Below are 22,013 nucleotides of genomic sequence, written 5' to 3' on the forward strand. Positions count from 1 at the left end.
AATTTTAACCGAAGAAGCCAATCTTGTGTTTCTCATTCCTCAACATTCAACGAAGAAGGTAAGTCAATATTATGAATAAAACAGAAATGGTCGACGCAATCGCTGATTCTGCTGATATCACGAAGGCGCAAGCAGCAAAAGCTCTGAATGCATTCATCGATGGTGTTACCGACACCTTGAAGAAAGGCGATAAAGTCACTTTGATTGGTTTTGGGACATTTGAAGCGCGTGAGCGTTCTGCGCGCACTGGTCGTAACCCACAAACCGGTAAAACGATCAAAATTGCTGCGAGCACGACTCCTGCATTCAAAGCGGGTAAAAAACTCAAAGATGCGTTGAACTAAGCGCACGCAGTGAGCAAAAAAGCGGCTTTCCCAACAGCCGCTTTTTTTATGCCCTAAATTCAGGCCGTTAAAAAAGCTAAAAAACGCTTGCAACAAAGCCTTATCTGCGTATAATGCGCCTTCTGCACTTTATGCCGAAGTGGCGGAACTGGTAGACGCAGCGGATTCAAAATCCGCCGGTGGTAACACCTTGAGAGTTCGAGTCTCTCCTTCGGCACCATCCTTCTTATACTCCTTCCTCCTTTATATAAAGCCGCTGCGCAATGGCGCCAACAATGGTATACTTTGTGGCGTTTTAAACCCTTGATAAGGAGAACCCATGAGCGACGAAAAACCACAAGTAACGTTGGAAGTTCGTAAATTATTTGTCGGTGATTTATCGGTGGAAGTTCCGGGTGCACCGGAGATTTTCAATGAAGAATTGAACCCTGAAATCAGCTTTAATGTGGCTTTTGAAAACCAAAAGTTGCCGCCGGAGCACTTCTACGAAGTAAAACTCAGCTTAACCGTGACTGCGAAAAGCGGTGATAAAGTAATCTATTTGGTTGAAGTCGCACAAAGTGGGATCTTTGAAATTGCTGGTTTAGAAGAGATGCAATTGCGTCACGCGTTGAACGTCTATTGCACTACTTTGCTTTACCCTTACGCACGCGAAGTGGTCTCTTCTGCGATCAACCGTGCCGGCTTCCCATCGCTGTTCTTACAACCAGTCAATTTTGAAGGGCTATTCCAACAAAAATTGCAGCAAGAAGCCCAACAAAAAACTCAGGAAGCAGCACCAGCTGATCCTGAAGACCTCAACTAAGATGGCACGTGTTGCGGTGTTGGGCGCGGGTAGCTGGGGAACAGCACTGGCGTTACAGCTGGCACGCAATAACCATCAGGTGACGCTGTGGGGCCACCACAGCGAACATATCGCAGCACTTGATGCTGAGCGAATGAATGCCCGGTATTTGCCGGGCATTGCCTTTCCTGACAACCTCGCGTTGAGCGATCAATTAGCTGAAACTATTACCGGCAGTGAGATGGTGCTGGTGGTAGTCCCGTCGCACGCGTTTGCCGATTTGTTGCGTGCGATTAAACCGCATTTGGCCGAGCGCCCGTTGATGTGGGCGATTAAAGGATTTGAGGCAAATACCGGTCGTTTATTGAGCGATGTATTTGCCGAAATCATTGGCCAGCAGCATCCGCATGCGATGCTTGCTGGACCAAGCTTTGCCCGCGAAGTGGCGGCTAACCAACCAACTGCTGTAACGATTGCCGCACCTGATGCGACACTCGCTGAATCGTTTGCTGGCTTTTTTCATGGCTCGGCGTTTTTGTGCTACACCAGCACCGATTTGATCGGTGTGCAAATTGCCGGGGCGGTGAAAAATGTGATTGCGATTGCCACCGGAATTGCCGATGGGATTGGCTGTGGGGCGAATGCACGTGCAGCATTGATTACTCGAGGTTTGCGCGAAATTAGCCGTTTGGCTGTAGCGCTCGGTGGTGAGGTTGAAACGATGAGCGGTTTGGCAGGCATGGGTGATTTAGTGCTTACGGCAACCGATAACCAATCACGCAATCGTCGTTTTGGCTTGGCTTTGGGTCAAGGGTTAACCCCTGCACAGGCCAAGGCTGACATTGGTCAGGTGGTTGAAGGTGAAGGGGCAACGTTTGATACTTGGGTACTTGCCGAGCAGCACCATATCCGTATGCCGATTACCCAACATGTACACGCCATCTTAAGTGGCAAGGCGAACATCGAACAGGCTTTTGCGAGCATGTTAAAACGCGAGATTAAAACAGAACATGCCTGAAAGCGCGCCGCTCAGCGTAATCTATGAAGATAGTGCGATTGTTGCGGTCGATAAGCCCGCAGGGCTGTTGTCTGTGCCCGGACGTGGTGAGGATAAATTCGATAGTGTGCAAACACGCGTCGCCAAGCGTTTTCCAGGGGCTAACGCTATCCATCGTTTGGATATGAGTACATCAGGATTGATGCTGGTTGCTAAACACAAAGTTGCTGAACGGCATTATAAACGGCAGTTCGAAGCGCGCCTGGTGCAAAAAACCTATTTTGCGATTACCCATGGGCGTTTGTGGCCTCATCATGGGGTTATCGATTTGCCGTTGATTGGTGATTGGCCCAATCGTCCAAAACAGAAAGTCTGTTATGAGCACGGTAAGCCCGCACAAACCGATTATCAGGTGGTTTGCTATCAACCAGAGGGTACGCGCGTGCGCTTACACCCATATACCGGCCGCTCTCATCAGCTGCGCGTGCACCTCAGCGCCTTAGGATATCCAATACTTGGCGATGAATTATATGATGGTAATCATCCAGCTCGCCCTCGATTATTGCTGCATGCAGCGGCGCTTAGCCTCTATACACCGGAAGGGGAGTTGCTGAACTTATATGCGCCCACACCGTTCTAACCTATCATTATGAAAAAGATAAGCTATAATGGCTATTATTAATCGCAACCGGAGAGTAGCTATGCATGTTCGAAATTTATCTTTAGCGATTGCCTTAGGTTTGGGGACTGTTAGCGCACCATTGTTGATTCAGCCAGCAGCAGCGGCAATCAGCATGGAGCAGGAAGAGCTCGCCAATACGGTAGAATCGCGCTTTAATAACATCATTAACCTTAATAGTGAGTGGTTCAACCTTGTCGTTGGCGCGAGTCCGATGGTTAAGCGTATGAGTTATGAGGTGACTGGCTATGAGCGTGGTGAAGCAGGAGCGACTGCGACGACTGCTCTGAATATCGACCTTAACCGTGTAGCGTTTAAAGGCCAAGACGTGCCTAAAACGATCACCTTGAATTTTGACAATAACATCGCTTATAACGATGAGTTATTGGGTCAAGATGTGATCGCAAACATCAAAACCACTTTGGTCACTGATGAAGGGTTGCAACAAATGGCAGATATTGATGATGAAGATCTCAATAAGCTACAAGATGCGTTGGAGAATGTTGATATCAACAGCCAATTGCTGCCAGAAGGTAAATACACTAACCACGTTGAAGTGAAGCCGTTTAACGTTGAAGAAGATGGCAAAAAAGTTGATTTCCAAGGCCTGACTGTCGAGAACTCAGGTAATGAGGCGGATATCGCCAGTGCCGCTGGCTCTATGCATCTTGATATGAAGAAGCTGACAGTGGTTAACGAATACGAAGCAGCAGATGGTTCTGATCCGCAAACCGAGACCTTAACCCTCGATCCCTTTACCAGCGATTTAACCCTGACAAAAGACGGTGATTTATCGTTTGAGTCTTCGACACTCACCTTAACCGATGAATACAACGATATGGTGGTCAATATTGATAGCATTACCGGTGAAGGTAGTGAGGTCTTCTTTGATAAAGCCATCTCTGCCTTTACCGGGAAACAGCATTATCAAGCGGAAAACTTAAGCATTAAGAATCTTGCTGGCGATATAGCACTTATCGCGAATAGCGCTGAAGTCAGTCATGATATCTATAAAAAAGACGAGTTATACAACACTGAATCAGGGCTTGTTTTTGACCTTGATGCAGAGAGTTTCGCTAAACTCATGCAGCTACCTAATTTGAAGGTGGATACGGTGTCGTTTTCAGCCGATACACAGCGTATTAGCGCGGATGCCTACCGTGCAATGAATCGATTCAGTGTGTTGGCGGCTGAAAATAATGACGCTGCGGTTGATACGATGTTGCAAACCGTACTGACTGATTTAGCACACACTGAAGGCGCTGTGCAGGTGAACGTTAATGTTGATACTGATCAAGGATCAGCGACCTTTGCTGGCGATGTTAAAGTCAAGAAAGACGCGGTCACTGATGTGCAAGCATGGAAAGATGCCTTTGCTGAAGCGGGTCCTGGCGTCTTTATCTCATTGCTCGAGAAAAGTATCGACTTCGACCTTAAAGGGGAAGTACCACAGGACATTATCAATGCGGTTGGTTTAGGCGAGATGATGGGTATGGCCACTGGCTATGTTGTCAAAGAAGGCGATACCTATAGCATTCATCTTGAAAGCAAAGGCGATGGCATTAAGTTGAATGGCAATGCCATCCCAATGCCGCAAATGTAATCGACGATCGCTTTTGATCATCAAACAAAAAAGCTGGGTTTGCCCAGCTTTTTTTATGCACTAGGCTTGCTAAGTACTTCATTGTGAAGAGACGATTATTTCGCCTTTTAGCAGTTATGGTGAAAAATCAAGCTATAATAGCGTCTATAAATCGTCAACTGGAGACTACTTATGCCTATTCGACATCTCACTTTAGCGATTGCCCTGGCTCTGGGAAGCGTTAGTGTGCCTTTATTGATTCAGCCGGCGGCTGCAGCAATCAGTATGGAGCAGGAAGCGCTCGCAAGCACTGTGGAATCGCGCTTTAATAACCTCATCAAGCTTAATAGTGAATATTATGATTTGATACTTGGCTCAGAGGCTATGGTTGAGCGCGTGAGCCATGAAGTCACCAGTTATGAACGTAATGAAAGTGGCGCAAAAGCCATGACGACGCTGACGCTTGAGTTCAACCCAGTGGTTGTTAAAAACGGAGACATCCCTAAGGTCATCACGTTGAATCTTGATAATGACATTGCCTATAACGATGATCTATTGAGCCAAGATGTGATCGCTGATATCAAAACGACCTTGGTGACTGATGAAGCATTTCAGCAGTTGGCAGATATTGATGATGAAGACCTCAATACACTCAAAGAAGCCTTGGAATATGTTGACATCCAAAGTCAATTGCTGCCAGAAGGGGAATATACCAACCACATTGCGGTGAAGCCATTTAACGTTAGCGAAGATGGGGAGACCATCGATTTTCAGGGGCTGACGTTTGATAGCTCTGGCAATGAAGCCGATATTTTATATGCTGCGGGCGCTGCGCATCTTGATGTGAAGAAACTGTCGGTGGTTAATGAGTACGAGGTGGATCAGGGGGAAGTGATAGATGTACAACGTGATACCCTAACTTTAGAGCCTTTTACCAGCGATATAACGTTGACCAAAGACGGTGATTTAACTTTTGCCGCTTCAACCCTCACCTTAGCCGTAACTGATGCATACGAGGATATGCTGTTCAATATTGATAGCATTACGGGTGAAGGTAGTGAAGTATTCTTTGATAAAGATATTGCCACATTTACTGGAAAACAGCATTATCGTGCTGAAAACGTATCTATCCAAGACCTCATTTACGATAAAGCATTTATCGCTAATAGCGTTGACTTCAGCTATGACATCACTAAAGAAAACGCGCTTTATAATACAGAATCAGAGCTTGTTGTTGACCTTGATGCAGAAAGCTTCAGTAGCCTCACGCAACTGCCTAATTTACAGGTCAATACGATCACATTCTCAGGCACAACGCAGCGGATTAGTGCGGATGCTTATCAAGAGATGAATAACTTTGGCCTTTTAGCGGCTGAAGATGGTGAGGAAGCCTTTAAAACGGCGTTACAAACCTTGCTTAGCGATTTGGCGCGTACCGAGGGTGCGCTTCAGATTAAGCTGGGTATCGATACCGATCAAGGATCAGCAACGTTTGCTAGCGATGTGACAGTCAAAAAAGATGCGGTCTCCGATGTGCAGGCATGGAAAGACGCTACTGAAGCAGAAGGTCCGGGGCTATTTATCTCACTACTTGAGAAAAGCATTAACTTCGACCTGAAAGGGAGCGTGTCGCAAGACATTATTGATGCACTTGGTTTACGCGATATGATGGCGATGACGGTGGGTTATGTTGTTCAAGAAGGTGGTACCTATAGCATTCATCTTGAAAGCAAAGGTGATGGCATTAAGCTTAATGGCAATGCGATTCCATTACCGCAAAGGTAATCGACGGTTACCTTTGAACATCACCTAAAAAAGCTGGGTTTAGCCCAGCTTTTTTGTGTTCACGATTCGTAAATCTTTAGTCTCAGGGTGAGGCAGATAAGTGTTAATGCGCTTTGGCCACACGACGCCAGTGGTGCAGGAGCGGTTCAGTATAACCCGAAGGCTGATTCTCGCCTTTAAAGATCAGGTCGCAGGCGGCCTGGAAAGCCGGAGATTGATCAAAACGGCTGCTCATCGGCACATAAGCCGGATCCCCTGCGTTTTGTTCATCAACGACTTTGGCCATCCGCTCAAGGGTGGCGCGAATTTGCGCTTTATCAATCACACCATGGCTTAACCAGTTACAGAGATGCTGACTGGAAATGCGCAGCGTAGCGCGGTCTTCCATTAAACCAACATCATGAATATCCGGGACTTTAGAACAGCCAACGCCTTGTTCTACCCAACGCACCACATAGCCGAGCAGCCCTTGGCAGTTGTTATCCAATTCTTGTTGAATTTCTTCGGCTGACCAGTTGGTGTTTGTAGCCACTGGAACAGTGAGAATATCGTCCAAGGTGGCGACAAAGCCGGCTGCTTTAATCGCTTGTTGGCGCGCAAAAACATTGACCTGATGATAATGCAAAGCGTGTAAGGTAGCGCCAGTAGGTGAGGGTACCCAGGCAGTGGTTGCGCCCGATTGTGGGTGCGCAATTTTTTGCTTGAGCATATCGGCCATCAAATCGGGTGCCGCCCACATCCCTTTACCAATTTGTGCTTTGCCAGGCAGGCCACAGGCCAGTCCTGCCTGCACATTGTTGGCCTCATACGCGCCGAGCCAAGCGCTCGATTTCATATCACCTTTGCGAATCATCGCACCAGCTTGCATCGCGCTGTGGATTTCATCACCCGTACGGTCTAAAAAGCCGGTGTTGATGAACACCAAACGCTCACGTGCCGCATGAATGCACGCTCTCAGGTTAACTGTCGTACGGCGCTCCTCGTCCATGACCCCCATTTTCAGGGTATTACGCGCAAGCCCTGCTAGATCCTCTGCAGCAGCAAATAGATCGTTGGCAAAGGTAACTTCTTCTGGTCCGTGCATTTTGGGCTTAACGATATACACGCTGCCACTACGGCTGTTTTTATTCTCGGTACGCTTTAGGTCAAACGGGGCAATCAATGCGGTCATTACTGCGTCTAAAATCCCTTCAGGAATTTCATTGCCGTTTTTATCGAGTATTGCCGGGGTAGTCATTAAATGACCCACGTTACGAATAAACATCAGCGAGCGACCAGCAAGGGTCAGGGTGCCTGAACCATCGGCGCGCGTATATTCACGATCAGGATTCATGCGGCGGGTGAATGTTTGACCGCCTTTGGCGACTTCTTCGGTGAGCGTACCATTCATCAGTCCGAGCCAATTACCGTACACCAGCGCTTTATCCTCACCATCGACTGCGGCAACCGAATCCTCACAGTCCATAATCGTGGATAGCGCGGCTTCCATAATGATGTCTTTAACCCCGGCAGGGTCTTGTTTGCCAATGGCGCTGTTTTTATCAATCAGCAAGTCAATATGCAGGCCATTGTGGAGAAACAGCAGCGATGATGGGGCATAGGGTTCGCCGTTATAACCGATCAATAAATCAGGGTTGTTTAAACCTTGCCGGCTATCATCTTTAAGCGTGACTTCCAATGCGCCATCATTTACACGGTAAGCGACAGCGTCATGATGCGAACCTTCAACTAACGGCAGGCTTTGATCGAGCACATCGCGGGCAAAAGCAATCACAGCATCGCCACGCTTAGGGTTGTAGGCATTGCCAGGCGCCAAATCCCCCGATTGATCTATGGCGTCTGTGCCATAAAGGGCGTCATAGAGCGATCCCCAGCGTGCATTGGCGGCATTCAAAGCATAGCGAGCATTCATGATTGGTACCACCAGTTGTGGACCGGCTTGTTCGGCAATTTCACGATCGATGTTTTCGGTGCTGATGACAAAGGCTTCGGGCTCTTCAACCAGATAACCAATCTCACGCAGAAATGCTTGGTAAGCAGAGAGATCTTCAATACGCCCCGGATGGGCTTGATGCCAATCATCTAATTGGCGCTGTAACGCCTCGCGCTTTTCGAGTAACGCCTGATTGCGTGGTGTGAATTCACTCAGTAATTGCTTAAAACCGGGCCAAAATACTGCGCTGTTCAGCTTAGGATGCTCAGCAAGCACGGTCTCTTCAATGAACCGATAAAGCGTTTGTTCGATTTGTAGTTCGCTAGCTGTGATGTATTGCGTCATGATCGTGCCTTAAATAAGAGGGAGATTTTCATCTTAGCATAGATGTTATATAACCATTATCAACGCGCACTATAGATTGTATAAATTGAATTTATGGATAAATAGGGGGTTAAAAGATGTATTTTCACCGTCGAAGATTGAGGCTCAAAAGACGAGTGCACTTTGTGGGCTAGCCTAAGCTGGTTGTGTACGCAGTGAAGCGCTGAGATAGGCGTTATGGCGCGCTGAATTGAATGTCTAAAGGGGATGGGGTCGCCATTTAGGCAATATGTCGCTTAGCCTCACTCGCCTGGTCGCAAAATAAATCATGCAATAAGCCGATAATGTCTCTGACCCGCTCATCGGCAATAAAATACAGGCGCTCACGGTGGTTTACAGTGCAATCAACCAGGCCCGCTTCGCGAAGCTTGGCGAGTTGGCCTGACATCGCGGCTTGTGGTATACCCACCAATTCGCTTAATTGCGAGACATTGCGTTGTTGATCATGCAAAGAACACAACACCGCGAGTCGATTTTCATTAGCAATCAACTTCAAAAAGAAGGTTGCCTCACCACATTTTTCAAATAAATCATCCATATTTGTTATCCTTGTTCATTCTGCTCCAAGAGCCTTTGGTTATATGGATGTTACTTTTTGATCTTGCAGGTGTTGATGCCGAGTAATGAATAAAGCGCGCAGAAGGAAGTGAGACCTGTGGCTAAAGGGATGACGCCAAGATAACCCCACCAACCAATGACACCAGCGAGTGCTAAGATGATTAATAATGCGCCAATGACAATACGGATGATCCGATCAATTTGACCTACGTTCTTTTTCATAGGAACCTCCTGTCAGGTTATGATGTAATAAATACGTCATATTTCATCAATATAATATTTAACAGCCATTAAAGTCAAGAAAAATAAATTCATGAATTTTAATAAGTGATTGATCTTATGAACGTTGTCATTGCGCCAGATTCATTTAAAGAAAGCATGCGTGCTGTCGAGGCAGCGCAAGCCATAACACAAGGTTTTGCTGAAGGTTTTCCGGAGGCCAATATTCACTGTTACCCGATGGCTGATGGTGGCGAGGGAACCGCGCAAACCTTATTAGACGCACTGGGCGGAAGATGGCGTGAAATTACTGTGTGTGATCCTTTGCGTCGTCCTATTCGCGCTCGCTATGTCTTGCTTGATGATGGGTGTGCTGTGATTGAAATGGCCACAGCAGCAGGGCTGCATTTACTTAAGATGGATGAGCGCAACCCGCTTTATACTGATACCTATGGCGTAGGGGAGCTTATTGCTGATGCCCTAGATCAAGGCTGTCGTCAGATTATGATTGGTCTCGGCGGGAGTGCGACCAATGATGGTGGCGTTGGCATGCTTTCAGCGCTTGGCTGGCGGTTTTACGATACGCACGATCAGCTATTGCCCCCAGGTGGTGTAGCTTTGGCTAAGCTGGCGCACATCGACGCGCAAGGACAACATCGTGCTTTGCATGAAGCACATTTTACTGTGGCTTGTGATGTGGATCATCCGCTTACTGGTAAACGTGGGGCAAGCGCTGTATTTGCGCGGCAAAAAGGTGCTAGTGATCAAGATATCGTACTGCTCGATCAGGCGTTAAGCCATTTTGCGCAATTAAGCGCTGATCATGTAGGCTATGGCTTTGATCAGCAGGCGGGTGCTGGTGCGGCAGGTGGTTTGGGCTTTGCCTTATGCGCGTATCTACAAGCGGACATATGTAGCGGGGTGGCATTGGTCGCTGAAGCGGTCGGGTTAGAGCAAGCGATTGCCCAAGCGGATTTAGTGATTACCGGTGAGGGGCGTATGGACGGACAAACGGCTGGTGGAAAAGTACCACATGGGGTACTAGAGATTGCCCAGCGTCACGGTGCGCCAGTGATTGCGCTCTGTGGGGTATTAGATGCGGATAATATGGTGCTTGATCAAGCGGGTTATACAGCGATTCTTCCGATCATTGCGCAACATACCGAGCCTAAAGCGTTGTTGCAGCAAGGTCCAGCTAACTTAAGGCGTACAGCGAAACAGCTCGCGCGTTTATTACAGCGGTTTGGGTGATGGCGTTCTTCAAACGCACAGCAAGGATTTACGTTACAATCATACATCAGTTTTTCATGAATAAAGGGGTCCGCTATGCTTAAATACACCGATTATGTCAGCACACTGTTTGATGATCATTCGAACCCGAATAAGATCACTGTAGCGTTCAAGATGGGCGTACAAGCGTTGAAAAAAGGCCATTCTGCAACGGTGATGTTGATGGTTGATGGGGTTTATTTAGCGCGCGAAAATGCGTTAGAGGGGATCGATATTGGCGCACCTTTTGAACCGGCAAAAGCGCTGCTGGAAGCGTTTTTAGCTGATGGTGGGCAAGTGGTGGTGTGTTCTGCGTGTATGCAGCATAATAGCGTGCATAAAGAGGAAATTGATTCACGTTTTGTGGTGATTACCGCTGATGATGTGATTGATTTGTTGATGAACGCTAAGGGCAGCTTACAGCTCACTTAAAGGACAGTTATGCCACATTGTATTATTGAATATGCGCGATCGCTTGAATCGCGCACCAGTATCAAACAGGTTTGTGAGGCGCTACATCAGGCCGTATTGGGTACAGCCTTATTTAAAGAGCCGAGCATTCGTGTGCGCGCTATTGCTTATGATGAGGCGCTGGTTGGTGGTGAAGCCGATGTGCCGTTTGTGCACGTACAGGCGTACTTATTCGCTGGACGTGATGAGGCGCAGCGTGAAGCGTTTGCCCAGGCGATTGAAGCAGCGCTGCTCACAACGTTTGGCACCCCATTATCAGTTAGTGTCAATCCTGTAGAGATTAACCAGCAAACCTACCGACAAAATACCTACGCCTGAGCTCTGCGTGTTATTTGATGCGGCGATAGGTGCAAAAACGCAAATGATACGGGTTGGCCTCATCAGCTGGAGTGGATTCTTCGCTCGTGCAATGCCAGACATTTGGATCAATCGCTGGGAAAAACCGGTCGCCATCGTCAATCGTGGTATCGATATGGGTAACCACCAAGCTGTCGGCGCGCTCAATGGCACTTTCATAAAGCTGCGCGCCGCCGATGATAAAAATCCGTGCTTCTTCGCTAAGCAGCGCGATCGCCTCATCCAGGCTGCGCACCACTTCAGCATCAGGAAACTCCGCTGCTGGTGCACTACTGATCACAATATTGCGTCGCTTGGGTAGGGCGCGGCCTATGGAACGGTAAGTGTTGCTGCCCATGACAATCGCATGCTGCTCAGTTTGGCTTTTGAACCATTTGAGGTCTTTGGGCAGGTGCCATGGCATGGTGTTGTTACGACCGATCACGCGGTTGTTGCTTTGTGCGACAATCAGGCTAATTTCTGGGCGTTTCATCAATGCTCCTTAAGCGGGGTACAGCGCGCCGAGGACGCGTTTTTTGCCGCCAGTAATCGTGGATAAATCATGCGCATGCTGACGTAGAAAAGCTTCGGCGAGCCATGCAAATCCGGCGGCTTCGATTGCTTGTGGGTCAATCGGACAATCAATCAGCTGATGGCTTGGACCAAGCTGCTCGGCAATCGTGGAAACTAATAGAGGGTTACGCACGCCACCGCCGGTCAGTATGACGTCTTTAGCGGCGCTGTGTGCTTTGACGGCGTCACAAATGCTGCGCGCGGTGAGTTCTAACAGCGTGCGTTGCACATCTTCAGCAGCCTCATCACCGCTAAGATGCCTGTGTAGCCAAGATAAATCAAAATAATCGCGGCCGCTGCTTTTTGGTGGTGTTTTCGCGAAATACGCATCCGCGAGTAAGCGCTCACATAATGGCTCTAAAATACGCCCGCTGGCAGCCCAAGCACCGTGTTCATCATACGATTTACCGAGCTGTGCGCCAATCCAGGCATCGAGCAAACCATTACCGGGTCCGCTGTCAAAACCAAACACGCCATCAGGCTGATAGATCGACAGGTTGGCAATGCCGCCAATATTGACCACACAGCCTTGTTGAATCTGTAGCACATCACGCTGAAATAATGGGGCAAGCGGGGCGCCTTGACCACCGGCTGCGATATCGCGTTGGCGAAAATCAGCGATCACATCAATGCCACACAACTCGGCGAGCAATGCTGGGTTGGCGAGTTGGATGGTGTAAGCTGGTTCGTGGTTCGGGCAATGGCGGACCGTTTGTCCATGAATACCAATGGCGCGAATGTCATCAGCCCTAAGTTGTGTTTTAGCCAGTAGGGCACGAACGCTTTGTGCGTATAAGCGCATCAATCGATCAGTTGCCAGCGCGCTTCGCTGCAATTCATTATCGCCTGGCTGGTTCAGCGAAGCGAAAGCAAGCGCTAAATCAGCAGGCATCGGTTCTTCATGGTGGGCGAGATAATGCCAGCCTTGATCGTCGACACACATCAAGGCACTGTCCGCACCGTCTAAGCTGGTGCCACTCATGATGCCGATGAAGTATTGAGGGGTGCTCATATCGTGCTTTTTTGGCGCAATTTGCCCATTTCTTCACGATATTGCGCGGTGCGGAACTGCCAGGTCTGCATATAATCTCGCGGCAGCGGATTGTACGAGGGGAGCTTAACCTTCATCGGGTTTTGCGCTACACCGTTAATACGGACTTCATAATGCACATGAGCACCGGTTGAGATACCGGAGTTGCCTAATTTACCGATCACCTCACCACGTTTGACTTGCTGTCCTTTTTTGACGCCAATCGCTGATAGATGGGCGTAGCGAGTTTCGTAGCCATTGGCGTGATGAATGATGATTAAGCGACCATAGCCACGCTGCGCGCCAGCAAAGGTTACGACGCCATTGCCGGTTGTTTTGACTGGTGTGCCGTAGGCCTGTTTCAAATCGACGCCTTCGTGTGCGCGAATGCGTCCGGTGATCGGGTGGCGACGGTTTGGGTTGTAGGGCGAAGAGATACGGGTATATTGAATAGGCGTACGATCCATCGACGGTTCAGGGGCATCACCGTATTCATCATAAAAAAAGATTTTGCCGTTGCGTTCGTAGGCATAAAACGTCCAACCTTTGCCGCTGGCATTGCCTCGCACCATGAGGATTTTGCTGTTCTCTGCGCTGGGTTTACCTTGATCGTAATAATCTGAATACAGTACGTCTACAGAGCTTAGCCCACTTTGTGCTAAGCGCTTTTTTAAATCCACTAATTGCTCGACCAGCGCCGGGTTAAAATCGCTGTTAGAAATGGCGTTCCAAAAATTATTGGCGTTGGTAAAGGTGCGCTGTGCTTTAACAAAGCCTTGCAGCGGTTGGTTTTCTGGCGACCCGGATTTGGCACCTGATTGATCTGGTTTGCCTTCTGGATCAGAGCCAGTGATGTGTTCGTTATCGAGCTGATCTGTCTCGGGTGGACTGGACTCGCCAAATTGCGTATCAGAGGTTGGGAAGTCTTCCCCGCTTGCGGTATCATAGGCGCTTTCATCACGACTACTCTCGCTTTCTGACGCTGCGCCAAACCAAACAGGCGCATACCAAAAAACGACTAAAGCGCTGATGCCGAGCAAAGCCACCCAAGGTAGGATGCGTTTGACGGCGCGGTCGGTATTTTTATTATGAGGCATGCCGGTTGTGATTAAAATGAACGTGACATTGTAACGATTTTAACCAAGGAACGCATTATTATGATTCCGTTAGAAGAACAACTCGCTGTGATTCGTCGCGGCGTGGACGAATTGATTGGTGAAGATGTGCTGGTTGAGCAGCTTAAAGCAGGCAAAATACTGCGCATCAAATTAGGTATGGACCCAACCGCGCCAGATTTGCATTTTGGCCATACCGTGGTGCTCAATAAAATGCGCCAATTTCAAGATTTAGGGCATAAAGTGTTGTTCTTGATTGGCGATTTTACCGCGCAAATTGGCGATCCTTCGGGTAAGAACGCCACGCGCCCACCGCTGTCACGCGAACAAATCGAAGAAAACGCGAAAACCTATACCGATCAAGTGTTTAAAATTCTTGATCCGGATAAAACCGAAATCTGCTTTAATTCTAAGTGGATGAACGCGATGACCGCAGCGGATATGATCCGTTTGACCGCGCAATACAGCGTCGCGCGGATGCTCGAGCGCGATGACTTTAATAAGCGCTACAAAGAAGGGCGCACAATCGCGATCCATGAATTCCTTTACCCGCTTACTCAGGCCTATGATTCGGTAGCGATGCAGGCCGATGTGGAATTAGGCGGTACTGACCAGAAATTTAACCTTTTAGTCGGGCGTGATATTCAGCGCGAATACGGACAAGCCCCACAAACCGTGCTCACTATGCCGATCCTGGAAGGCTTAGATGGCGTGCAAAAAATGAGTAAGTCACTCGGTAACTATATCGGTATTTTCGAGCCGGCGAACGAGATGTTCGGCAAAATCATGTCGATCTCTGATGATTTGATGTGGCGCTATTTTGAATTGCTGTCGTTCCGACCGTTGAGCGAGATTAGCGGGTTAAAAGAAGCGGTCGCCGCAGGGCGTAACCCGCGTGATGTGAAATTTGAATTGGCGCACGAATTGATTAGTCGTTTTCATGATGAGCAAGCGGCGGTTGACGCGCAAGAAGCTTTTGTCGCGCGTTTTCAAAAGCATGAAGTGCCTGAAGACTTGCTGACGGTGAGTTTGTCAGCCGATGGTGGCTTGCCGATTGCTAACGTGCTTAAAGATGCTGGATTGGTGGCGAGCACGTCAGAAGGCTTGCGGATGATCAAACAAGGCGCAGTAAAAATCGATGGCGAAAAAGTCAGCGATAAAGATTTACTGCTTGAGGCAGGCTTTGATGCGGTGGTTTCAGTCGGTAAACGGCGTATTGCGAATGTTGTTTTAACATGAAACACATACTGCTGTTGTTAGGCTTGTCGGTTGCTTGTGCGGCATCGGCACAACCGATGCTCAGTAGCGAGCAACCTAGTGCACAGCCTAGTGCGCCACAGTCTGAAGTGAATAGAGGTAGCGCAGCGCTCAATGCCAGCGATCTGTTCGCGCAATATCAGCCGAGTATTTATCAAATCCGTGTGATTAACCAGGCAACCGGACAAAAAACCTCGATTGGCTCGGGGTTTGTGGTCGGTGATGGCAGTTTGCTCGCGACCAATTATCATGTGGTCTCTGATGCGGTGCAAAAAGAAAACCACAGCTTGCGCTACGTTGATCATGAGGACAATGAAGGCAAACTCACGCTATTGGGCGTTGATGTGGTGCATGATTTGGCCATTGTTAAGGCGGAGGATTCGCTAGGCAAGCCGTTTGAGTTTGCGCCGATTCCCGCACAAGGTGCGGCGCTCTATGCTTTGGGAAATCCGCACGATTTGGGCTTTATCATCATCGATGGCATCAACAATGGCTTATTGAAAAAAAGCGCACAGGCGCGAATTTTATTTTCTGGCTCACTTAACGGTGGGATGAGTGGCGGGCCGACGCTGAACGCTCGCGGCGATGTGGTTGGTGTGAATGTGGCGTTTTTAAGTCAGGGTAATGATATTAGTTTTGTCATCCCGGCTGAGCATGTAGAAGCGCTGATGGCGCAAGTAGATACCGGTAAGCAAGATGTCAATGCTGCAATTGCCGCACAGCTTGCCGCCGATAACCAGCGTTATTTTGTCCCGCATCTCGATGAGCAATGGGAGAATACGGTGATTGGTGCGTTTCGCGTACCGCTGTCGATGAGCGATGATGTGCGCTGCTGGGACAGCTCACCAACCCCGGATGTGGATGATTTATTGGGTATGGAATCGGTGACCTGTTATAACGACCGATCAACCTTTATCAGCAACGATGTCACCTTGGGTCAGTTTGGCTACGCCTACACCCATTTTTATGCACGTGAGCCGCTTTGGCCACTGCGATTTTACCGACTCTACAGTCGGTACTACAGCTTAAATACCCAACGACGCCCACAACGTGATTTTGATGATATTAGCTGTGAAGCAGATTTTGTGCGCATTGCTGATAGCTTGTTTAAAACCACGCTGTGTCGTCAACCGAGTAAACAATTTATCCATGAGGGTGAAGCGGTTGAAGATATGCGTTTAATCGCGGCTAAAATTGGCGATTCACAGCAAGGTTTTAGTATTGAGATTGCCTTAAACGGGGTGCAAAGTTCGTTGGGTAAACAAGTGATGACTCATATGTTGCAACAAATTCAAAGAGAGCAGGATTGATGAGCAACGTGCATAACAAAAATACGCTCACCAACAGCTATCCAAAGCTTTGGGGGTTGATTATCCATCCTGTAGCGGCTTGTTTCTGGTTTGCCTTAGCGCTGGCCATTCCGTTATTGCTCGGCTATTTAGGTAGTGAAAAACGCTATATCTTTGATTGGTACCTACTGTTTTATGCGCTGAGTGTATTGCTTGGCAGCGCTTGGGTGATGAATGCTGTGCTGATGTCGCTCGTGCGGCGCAGCTGTCTGTTTGCGATGCTGGGTATGGTTTCCTTGGCTTCGGTGTTATCGGATTTTACCGAGCAGGCCGCTTATTGGGGTGATTATCTCTATAATACGAGCTTTCTCCAGCCGTTGAGTTATGCGCTGGTGTTGATGTTCTTTGTAGGGTTGTTATACCGATATCTGACGCGACTCTCTGATCAACACGATTTGTGCGTTGGACGATATACCTTGCTAATTTCTTTGCCCTTTATTTTGTTGTTAAGCTATCACTTTTTAAGTAGCAATGGCTTTTACTCACAACCCGCAGGCCGCTATCCAGTCTTTCATCAGGGACTACTACCCATAGAGCCTGCTGGTAAACAGATAAAAGAAATTGAGGACTTTTTATCAATTGGCAATGCCAATCATTAACAAGGTTTTTGTTTTTTAAAATTTATAATTGTTCATCTTGTTTCATGGTTTTAGTGTTATAATAAACCTAATTTAAAAATCCATACTTAATCTAAGGAGAGTAAGATGAAAATTGATATTGGTATGACTGATCAACAACGTAAATCTATTGCTGATGGCTTAGCGAAAGTGCTGGCTGACAGTTATTCTCTATATATTAAAACGCATAACTATCATTGGAACGTCACCGGCCCAATGTTTAATGCGTTACATGTGATGTTCGAAGAGCAATATACCGAATTAGCGACAGCTGTGGACGAAATCGCTGAGCGTATTCGTGCCTTAGGTCACATCGCCCCAGGTTCGTATAAAGAATTTAGCGCGTTGACCAGCATCGAAGATGGCAATGGCAAAAACGACGCGAAAACGATGATTCGCGAATTGGTTGAAGGGCAAGAAACCGTTGCCCGTACCTGTCGTGAGTTATTTGATGCTGTCGAAAAGGCCAGTGATCAACCGACCGCTGATTTGCTCACTGTGCGTATGCAAACGCATGAAAAAACCGCATGGATGTTGCGCTCATTATTAGAGGAATAAGTCCTCAGCATTAGCCTCTCGAGCATTCTCGAGGCAGCTTATAAAAGCAAGGCAAATCATCATGAGACGCCCCACCATTAGGTGGGGTTTTTTTATGTGCGTTTAATGTGCTTCATCCCAGTTATTGCCGATACCGGCTTCAACAATCAGCGGCACACTCAGCGATACCGCTTGCTCCATGCGTTTGATGATGTCTTCTTTGAGGCTGTCGGCGTAGGCGGGGTCTATTTCAAACACCAGTTCGTCGTGGACCTGCATGATCATGCGCAAATGAGGATGGTTGCGGTAAGCGGCATCGATATCGAGCATCGCTTTTTTGATGATATCTGCCGCGCTGCCTTGCATCGGTGCGTTGATTGCTAGGCGTTCAGCTGCCTGACGTCGCGCCGGATTCTTGCTACGGATGTCATCGACATATAAGCGTCGGCCAAATAAGGTTTCAACATAACCTTGTTCGCGTGCGGTGTCGCGCGCATTTTCCATATAGCTGCGTACTTTTGGATAGCGTGCAAAGTAGGTATCGATATACTCACTCGCCTCGCTACGCGAAATCCCGAGTTGGCGCGCAAGGCCAAAAGCGCTCATGCCATAGATCAGGCCAAAATTGATTGCTTTAGCGTTACGGCGGTGTTCGCGGGTCACGTTATCAAGTGAGACAGAAAAAATCTCGCTCGCGGTCGCGCTATGGATGTCCTGTCCGGCGGCAAACGCGTTTAATAGGCCTTCGTCACCAGAGAGGTGTGCCATGATGCGCAGCTCAATTTGCGAGTAGTCAGCTGCTAAGATCTGCCAGCCATCAGCCGCAATAAACGCTTGACGGATGCGGCGGCCTTCTTCACTGCGAATCGGAATATTTTGTAAGTTCGGGTCGCTCGAAGATAGGCGTCCGGTGCTGGTCACCGCTTGATGATAACTGGTGTGGATACGGCCGGTCTCTGGGCTGATCAGCTCGGGGAGTTTGTCAGTATAGGTTGATTTTAGCTTGGCCAGACCACGGTGCTCGAGAATCAGCGCCGGCAATTCGTGTTCATCGGCTAATTCCTGCAATACATCTTCATTGGTTGAAGGTTGTCCTTTTGGGGTTTTACGAATGACCGGCAATTCCAGTTCATCAAACAAGATTTCCTGTAACTGCTTGGGTGAGCCAAGGTTAAATTCACGCCCAGCCAGTTCATAAGCCTGGGTTTTTAGCGCTGCCAGTGTGTCGCTGATTTCAGCGCTTTGTTTGGCCAGTTTCGTTTTATCGATACGCACGCCAAGATGCTCCATATGCCAGAGAATTTCAGCTAAAGGGCGCTCGGTGGTTTGATAGAGCTGTTTTAAGCGAGGAGCCTGTTCAAGCGCTTCAGCAAAAAAGTCGTATAAACGGATCGTGATGTCGGCGTCTTCGCTGGCATAGTCGGCAGCAGTCGCTAAAGGGATTTGATCGAAGGTAAGTTGTTTCGCGCCTTTGCCGGCGATGTCTTCAAAAGAGGTGGTCTTATAATTGAGGTAATAATCGGCGAGCGCGTCCATATTATGGCGCGTGGCGGTGGCGTTTAAACAATAGCTCATCAGCATGGTGTCATCGGCTTGCCCACGCAGGGTAATGCCGTAGCGAGCAAAGATATGGCGGTCGTATTTTAGATGTTGGCCGATTTTGCCGATGTCAGCGTTTTCTAGGATGGGTTTGATCGCCTCTAGTGTTTCTTGAAAGGGCAGGTTTTGCTCAAGCTGATGCGCGAGCGGTAAGTAATATGCTTCCCCTGCTTCAAGCGATAGTGAAATCCCCACCAGCTTAGCTTCGGTGTAATTGAGTGAAGTGGTTTCTGTATCGATGGCAAAACGTTCACTGTTTTTAAGGCGTGCTAATAATGCGTCGCGCTCCTCTGGTGTTTGTACGCAATGATAATTCTGGGCGACAGGTTGTGAGGGTGCTGCGGTGTTTTGTGCGCTGCCGAGGTGTTGCTGCTTGACACTCGACAGGCCATAAGTGTCGCACAGTTGGGTGATTTTATGCGGATTTTTCGCGCTGATGGCAAGGTCGGCTATCTCAGTATCAAGCTCGAGATCACATTTAATGGTTGCTAACTCGCGCGAAAGTTTGAGCTGTTCAATACCAGCGCGTAAGTTGTCGCCAATTTTGCCACCAACCTTGCTCGCATTATCAATCAGGTTATCGATGTTGTCGTATTGTGCCAGCCATTTAGCAGCAGTTTTTGGGCCGACTTTATCCACGCCGGGGATGTTGTCCGAGCTGTCACCAACCAGCGCTAAATAATCAATCACCTGATCGGCGCGCAGGGCATCGACCTTAAAGCGCGCAGCGACATTGTCAGCGGTGGTGGCTGCGTTTTTCATCGTATCGAGCAAGGTGATGTCGCTGTGGGTGAGCAGCTGGGTCATGTCTTTATCGCCGCTAGAGATCACCACTTGGTAGTTCTCGGCCAACGCGCGTGCGGCAAGTGTCCCAATCACATCATCGGCCTCGACGCCATTTTCGATAATCAGTGCCCAGCCAAGCGCGCGAATGAGCTCGTGCAGCGGGGCGATTTGCTGGCGTAAGTCGTCTGGCATCGGCGGGCGGTTCGCCTTGTATTGATCATAGAGCTCGTGGCGAAAGGTCGGGCCCTTGGCGTCAAAAATAACCCCAAAATACGCCGGTTGATAGTCATCATAAAGCTTGTTGAGCATTTTTATCACGCCATGCAGTGCACCAGTGGGGTGACCATCACGATTGGTTAATGGCGGCAGGCCATGAAACGCACGAAATAGGTAGGAAGAGCCGTCAACCAAAACGACTAGGCGGTTAGTGTCGATCACGAAAATCCTTTAAATAGTTGCTTCAGCAGGCTATTAACGGCAAAATGAACCGTTTTGCGCCCGATGGATTGTATTGTTAGAAATCGAGGGGCGCTTGTCAATGATTCATATAGAGGAAACCATGAAGGATAAGCGGCAGCCGCCGAAGGAATTGCGTCTGCGTAATTCAGACGCGCTCAACAAGGAATCGTGGAAAGTTTTTCAAATTATGTCGGAGTTCGTTGAGGGCTTCGAACGGCTGTCGATGATTGAGCCATCGGTGAGTATTTTTGGTTCAGCGCGGATTGGCGAAGATCATCCGTATTATGCGCTCACCCAAACCGTTGCCAAACGGCTTTCTGATAATGGGTTTTCGGTGGTCTCTGGCGGGGGTCCAGGTTTGATGGAAGCCGCTAACAAAGGTGCGTATGAAGGAAAAAATGGTCTATCGGTTGGCTTGAATATCCAATTGCCCCACGAGCAACAAGGTAACCCTTATCAAGATATCGCCTTGGTGTTCCGCCATTTTTTTGCGCGTAAAGTGATGTTTGTTAAATACGCCAGCGCGTATGTGGTGATGCCAGGCGGCTTTGGTACCCTTGATGAATTCGCAGAGATTCTCACCCTGATGCAAACCGGGAAATCGCGCACGATCCCTGTGGTTTTGGTGGGGACGTCTTTTTGGTCGCCCCTGCTCGATTGGTTTAAACATACGCTGCTTCAAGAAGGCACGATCGCCAGCGAAGACCTTGATCGAATGACCTTAGTTGATGATGCAGATGCTGTGGTGACGGCAATCGAAGACTTTTATAAAGACCGCCCGTATACGCCAAATGTTGAAGAACAAATTACATTGCGGGAACTGTGATGCAAATAATCGTACGCACTATTGACGCAGTAATTGGCGCTTTAGGTAAGGCAGTGGCGTGGCTGACGCTGGCGATGGTGCTGGTAACCACGGTGATTGTGACCATGCAGTTTTTCTTTAATAAAAACTCGATCGCCTTACAAGAGTCTGTGATGTATATGCATGCCACGGTGTTTATGATCGGTGTGGCCTATGCTTTGCAACGCGATGATCATGTGCGTGTCGATGTGTTGTATCGTAATTTCTCACCGCGAAAAAAAGCGCTGGTCAATACCTTTGGCACACTGTGTTTTCTCTTGCCGTTTGCCGTACTCATTTTATGGTTTTCCTGGGGCGATGCCGAGCGCGCGTGGGCGGTGATGGAAAAATCCACCCAGCCAGGCGGTTTGCCGTTTGTCTACCTATTGAAATCTCTGATGCCGCTGTTCGCCATCTTGCTGATTGTGCAAGGTTTTGCCGAGTTGTTGCGTAACCTGCTGATTTTTAGCGGTAAGGTTGTATTGGCTGAGGAGGCAGAATAATGG

Annotated in this window: 22 protein-coding genes and 1 tRNA gene; 16 read left to right on the forward strand and 7 right to left on the reverse strand. The window is 48.5% G+C overall.

Annotation, left to right across the window (positions count from 1 at the left end; all coding sequences use genetic code 11):
* Positions 1-71: 71 nt before the first annotated feature.
* From L0B52_RS07090 to L0B52_RS07120, 7 genes are all read left to right on the forward strand, one after another.
* Positions 72-344, forward strand: coding sequence for an HU family DNA-binding protein (locus tag L0B52_RS07090; protein WP_235064035.1), 273 nt, complete (start codon positions 72-74; stop codon positions 342-344).
* A 133-nt stretch (positions 345-477) separates the two neighbouring features.
* Positions 478-564 (forward strand) — tRNA-Leu (locus tag L0B52_RS07095).
* Between the two features lie 99 nt (positions 565-663).
* Positions 664-1,149 carry a protein-export chaperone SecB gene (gene secB, locus L0B52_RS07100; RefSeq protein WP_235064036.1) on the forward strand — a complete coding sequence of 162 codons (486 nt, stop codon included), beginning with the start codon at positions 664-666 and terminating at the stop codon, positions 1,147-1,149.
* Between the two features lies 1 nt (position 1,150).
* Positions 1,151-2,146 carry an NAD(P)H-dependent glycerol-3-phosphate dehydrogenase gene (locus L0B52_RS07105; protein WP_235064037.1) on the forward strand — a complete coding sequence of 332 codons (996 nt, stop codon included), beginning with the start codon at positions 1,151-1,153 and terminating at the stop codon, positions 2,144-2,146.
* Positions 2,139-2,765 (forward strand): pseudouridine synthase, encoded by a 627-nt coding sequence (locus L0B52_RS07110; protein WP_311195333.1) that lies wholly within the window; start codon positions 2,139-2,141, stop codon positions 2,763-2,765. The genes L0B52_RS07105 and L0B52_RS07110 overlap by 8 nt, the downstream gene beginning before the upstream one ends.
* A 61-nt stretch (positions 2,766-2,826) precedes the next feature.
* Positions 2,827-4,407 carry a DUF945 family protein gene (locus L0B52_RS07115; protein WP_235064038.1) on the forward strand — a complete coding sequence of 527 codons (1,581 nt, stop codon included), beginning with the start codon at positions 2,827-2,829 and terminating at the stop codon, positions 4,405-4,407.
* 171 nt (positions 4,408-4,578) lie between these two features.
* Positions 4,579-6,171 carry a DUF945 family protein gene (locus L0B52_RS07120; RefSeq protein ID WP_235064039.1) on the forward strand — a complete coding sequence of 531 codons (1,593 nt, stop codon included), beginning with the start codon at positions 4,579-4,581 and terminating at the stop codon, positions 6,169-6,171.
* A gap of 103 nt (positions 6,172-6,274) precedes the next feature.
* Here the strand turns inward: L0B52_RS07120 and L0B52_RS07125 are convergent, their stop codons facing one another.
* From L0B52_RS07125 to L0B52_RS07135, 3 genes are all read right to left on the reverse strand, one after another.
* The gene (locus tag L0B52_RS07125) at positions 6,275-8,449 is read right to left on the reverse strand and encodes a malate synthase G (RefSeq protein ID WP_235064040.1); all 2,175 of its coding nucleotides are present in this window, start codon (positions 8,447-8,449) and stop codon (positions 6,275-6,277) included.
* Positions 8,450-8,708: 259 nt separating this feature from the next.
* On the reverse strand, positions 8,709-9,026 hold the full coding sequence (locus L0B52_RS07130) for a helix-turn-helix transcriptional regulator (RefSeq protein WP_235064041.1): 318 nt from the start codon (positions 9,024-9,026) through the stop codon (positions 8,709-8,711).
* Between the two features lie 50 nt (positions 9,027-9,076).
* Positions 9,077-9,268, reverse strand: coding sequence for a DUF2892 domain-containing protein (locus tag L0B52_RS07135; protein WP_235064042.1), 192 nt, complete (start codon positions 9,266-9,268; stop codon positions 9,077-9,079).
* Positions 9,269-9,385: 117 nt separating this feature from the next.
* On the opposite strand from L0B52_RS07135, the gene L0B52_RS07140 reads away from it, so the two are divergent.
* The 3 genes from L0B52_RS07140 (at position 9,386) to L0B52_RS07150 (ending at position 11,323) form a co-directional block, all read left to right on the forward strand.
* On the forward strand, positions 9,386-10,516 hold the full coding sequence (locus L0B52_RS07140; protein WP_235064043.1) for a glycerate kinase: 1,131 nt from the start codon (positions 9,386-9,388) through the stop codon (positions 10,514-10,516).
* 75 nt (positions 10,517-10,591) lie between these two features.
* A complete protein-coding gene (locus L0B52_RS07145; RefSeq protein ID WP_235064044.1) occupies positions 10,592-10,966 on the forward strand; it encodes a DsrE family protein in 375 nt (124 codons plus the stop codon).
* Positions 10,967-10,975: 9 nt separating this feature from the next.
* Positions 10,976-11,323, forward strand: coding sequence for a 5-carboxymethyl-2-hydroxymuconate Delta-isomerase (locus L0B52_RS07150; RefSeq protein ID WP_235064045.1), 348 nt, complete (start codon positions 10,976-10,978; stop codon positions 11,321-11,323).
* Positions 11,324-11,333: 10 nt separating this feature from the next.
* Here L0B52_RS07150 and L0B52_RS07155 read toward each other — a convergent pair whose 3' ends face one another.
* The 3 genes from L0B52_RS07155 to L0B52_RS07165 are packed head-to-tail and all read right to left on the reverse strand — an operon-like array spanning position 11,334 to position 14,041.
* Positions 11,334-11,834: a dihydrofolate reductase gene (locus L0B52_RS07155; RefSeq protein WP_235064046.1), complete on the reverse strand. Its 501-nt coding sequence runs from the start codon at positions 11,832-11,834 to the stop codon at positions 11,334-11,336.
* 9 nt (positions 11,835-11,843) lie between these two features.
* Positions 11,844-12,926, reverse strand: coding sequence for an anhydro-N-acetylmuramic acid kinase (locus tag L0B52_RS07160; RefSeq protein ID WP_235064047.1), 1,083 nt, complete (start codon positions 12,924-12,926; stop codon positions 11,844-11,846).
* Positions 12,923-14,041 carry a M23 family metallopeptidase gene (locus L0B52_RS07165; protein WP_235064048.1) on the reverse strand — a complete coding sequence of 373 codons (1,119 nt, stop codon included), beginning with the start codon at positions 14,039-14,041 and terminating at the stop codon, positions 12,923-12,925. Before L0B52_RS07165 ends, L0B52_RS07160 begins: the two co-directional genes overlap by 4 nt.
* 60 nt (positions 14,042-14,101) lie before the next feature.
* On the opposite strand from L0B52_RS07165, the gene tyrS reads away from it, so the two are divergent.
* The 4 genes from tyrS (at position 14,102) to L0B52_RS07185 (ending at position 17,840) form a co-directional block, all read left to right on the forward strand.
* Positions 14,102-15,298, forward strand: a complete 1,197-nt coding sequence (gene tyrS / locus L0B52_RS07170) for a tyrosine--tRNA ligase (protein WP_235064049.1) — start codon at positions 14,102-14,104, stop codon at positions 15,296-15,298.
* On the forward strand, positions 15,295-16,626 hold the full coding sequence (locus tag L0B52_RS07175) for a serine protease (protein ID WP_235064050.1): 1,332 nt from the start codon (positions 15,295-15,297) through the stop codon (positions 16,624-16,626). Before tyrS ends, L0B52_RS07175 begins: the two co-directional genes overlap by 4 nt.
* Positions 16,626-17,264 (forward strand): hypothetical protein, encoded by a 639-nt coding sequence (locus tag L0B52_RS07180; RefSeq protein ID WP_235064051.1) that lies wholly within the window; start codon positions 16,626-16,628, stop codon positions 17,262-17,264. Before L0B52_RS07175 ends, L0B52_RS07180 begins: the two co-directional genes overlap by 1 nt.
* A gap of 105 nt (positions 17,265-17,369) precedes the next feature.
* Positions 17,370-17,840: a Dps family protein gene (locus tag L0B52_RS07185; protein WP_235064052.1), complete on the forward strand. Its 471-nt coding sequence runs from the start codon at positions 17,370-17,372 to the stop codon at positions 17,838-17,840.
* 102 nt (positions 17,841-17,942) lie between these two features.
* Here the strand turns inward: L0B52_RS07185 and polA are convergent, their stop codons facing one another.
* Entirely contained in the window at positions 17,943-20,642 is a 2,700-nt protein-coding gene (polA, locus tag L0B52_RS07190; protein WP_235064053.1) for a DNA polymerase I, read from the reverse strand.
* A gap of 121 nt (positions 20,643-20,763) precedes the next feature.
* Between polA and L0B52_RS07195 the strand changes: the two genes are divergently transcribed.
* Together L0B52_RS07195 and L0B52_RS07200 are read left to right on the forward strand one after the other, a co-directional pair.
* Positions 20,764-21,489, forward strand: a complete 726-nt coding sequence (locus L0B52_RS07195; protein ID WP_235064054.1) for a TIGR00730 family Rossman fold protein — start codon at positions 20,764-20,766, stop codon at positions 21,487-21,489.
* Positions 21,489-22,010: a TRAP transporter small permease subunit gene (locus L0B52_RS07200; RefSeq protein ID WP_235064055.1), complete on the forward strand. Its 522-nt coding sequence runs from the start codon at positions 21,489-21,491 to the stop codon at positions 22,008-22,010. Before L0B52_RS07195 ends, L0B52_RS07200 begins: the two co-directional genes overlap by 1 nt.
* Positions 22,011-22,013 lie beyond the last annotated feature (3 nt).

This window comes from Suttonella sp. R2A3, assembly GCF_021513215.1.
Lineage (GTDB): Bacteria > Pseudomonadota > Gammaproteobacteria > Cardiobacteriales > Cardiobacteriaceae > JAHUUI01.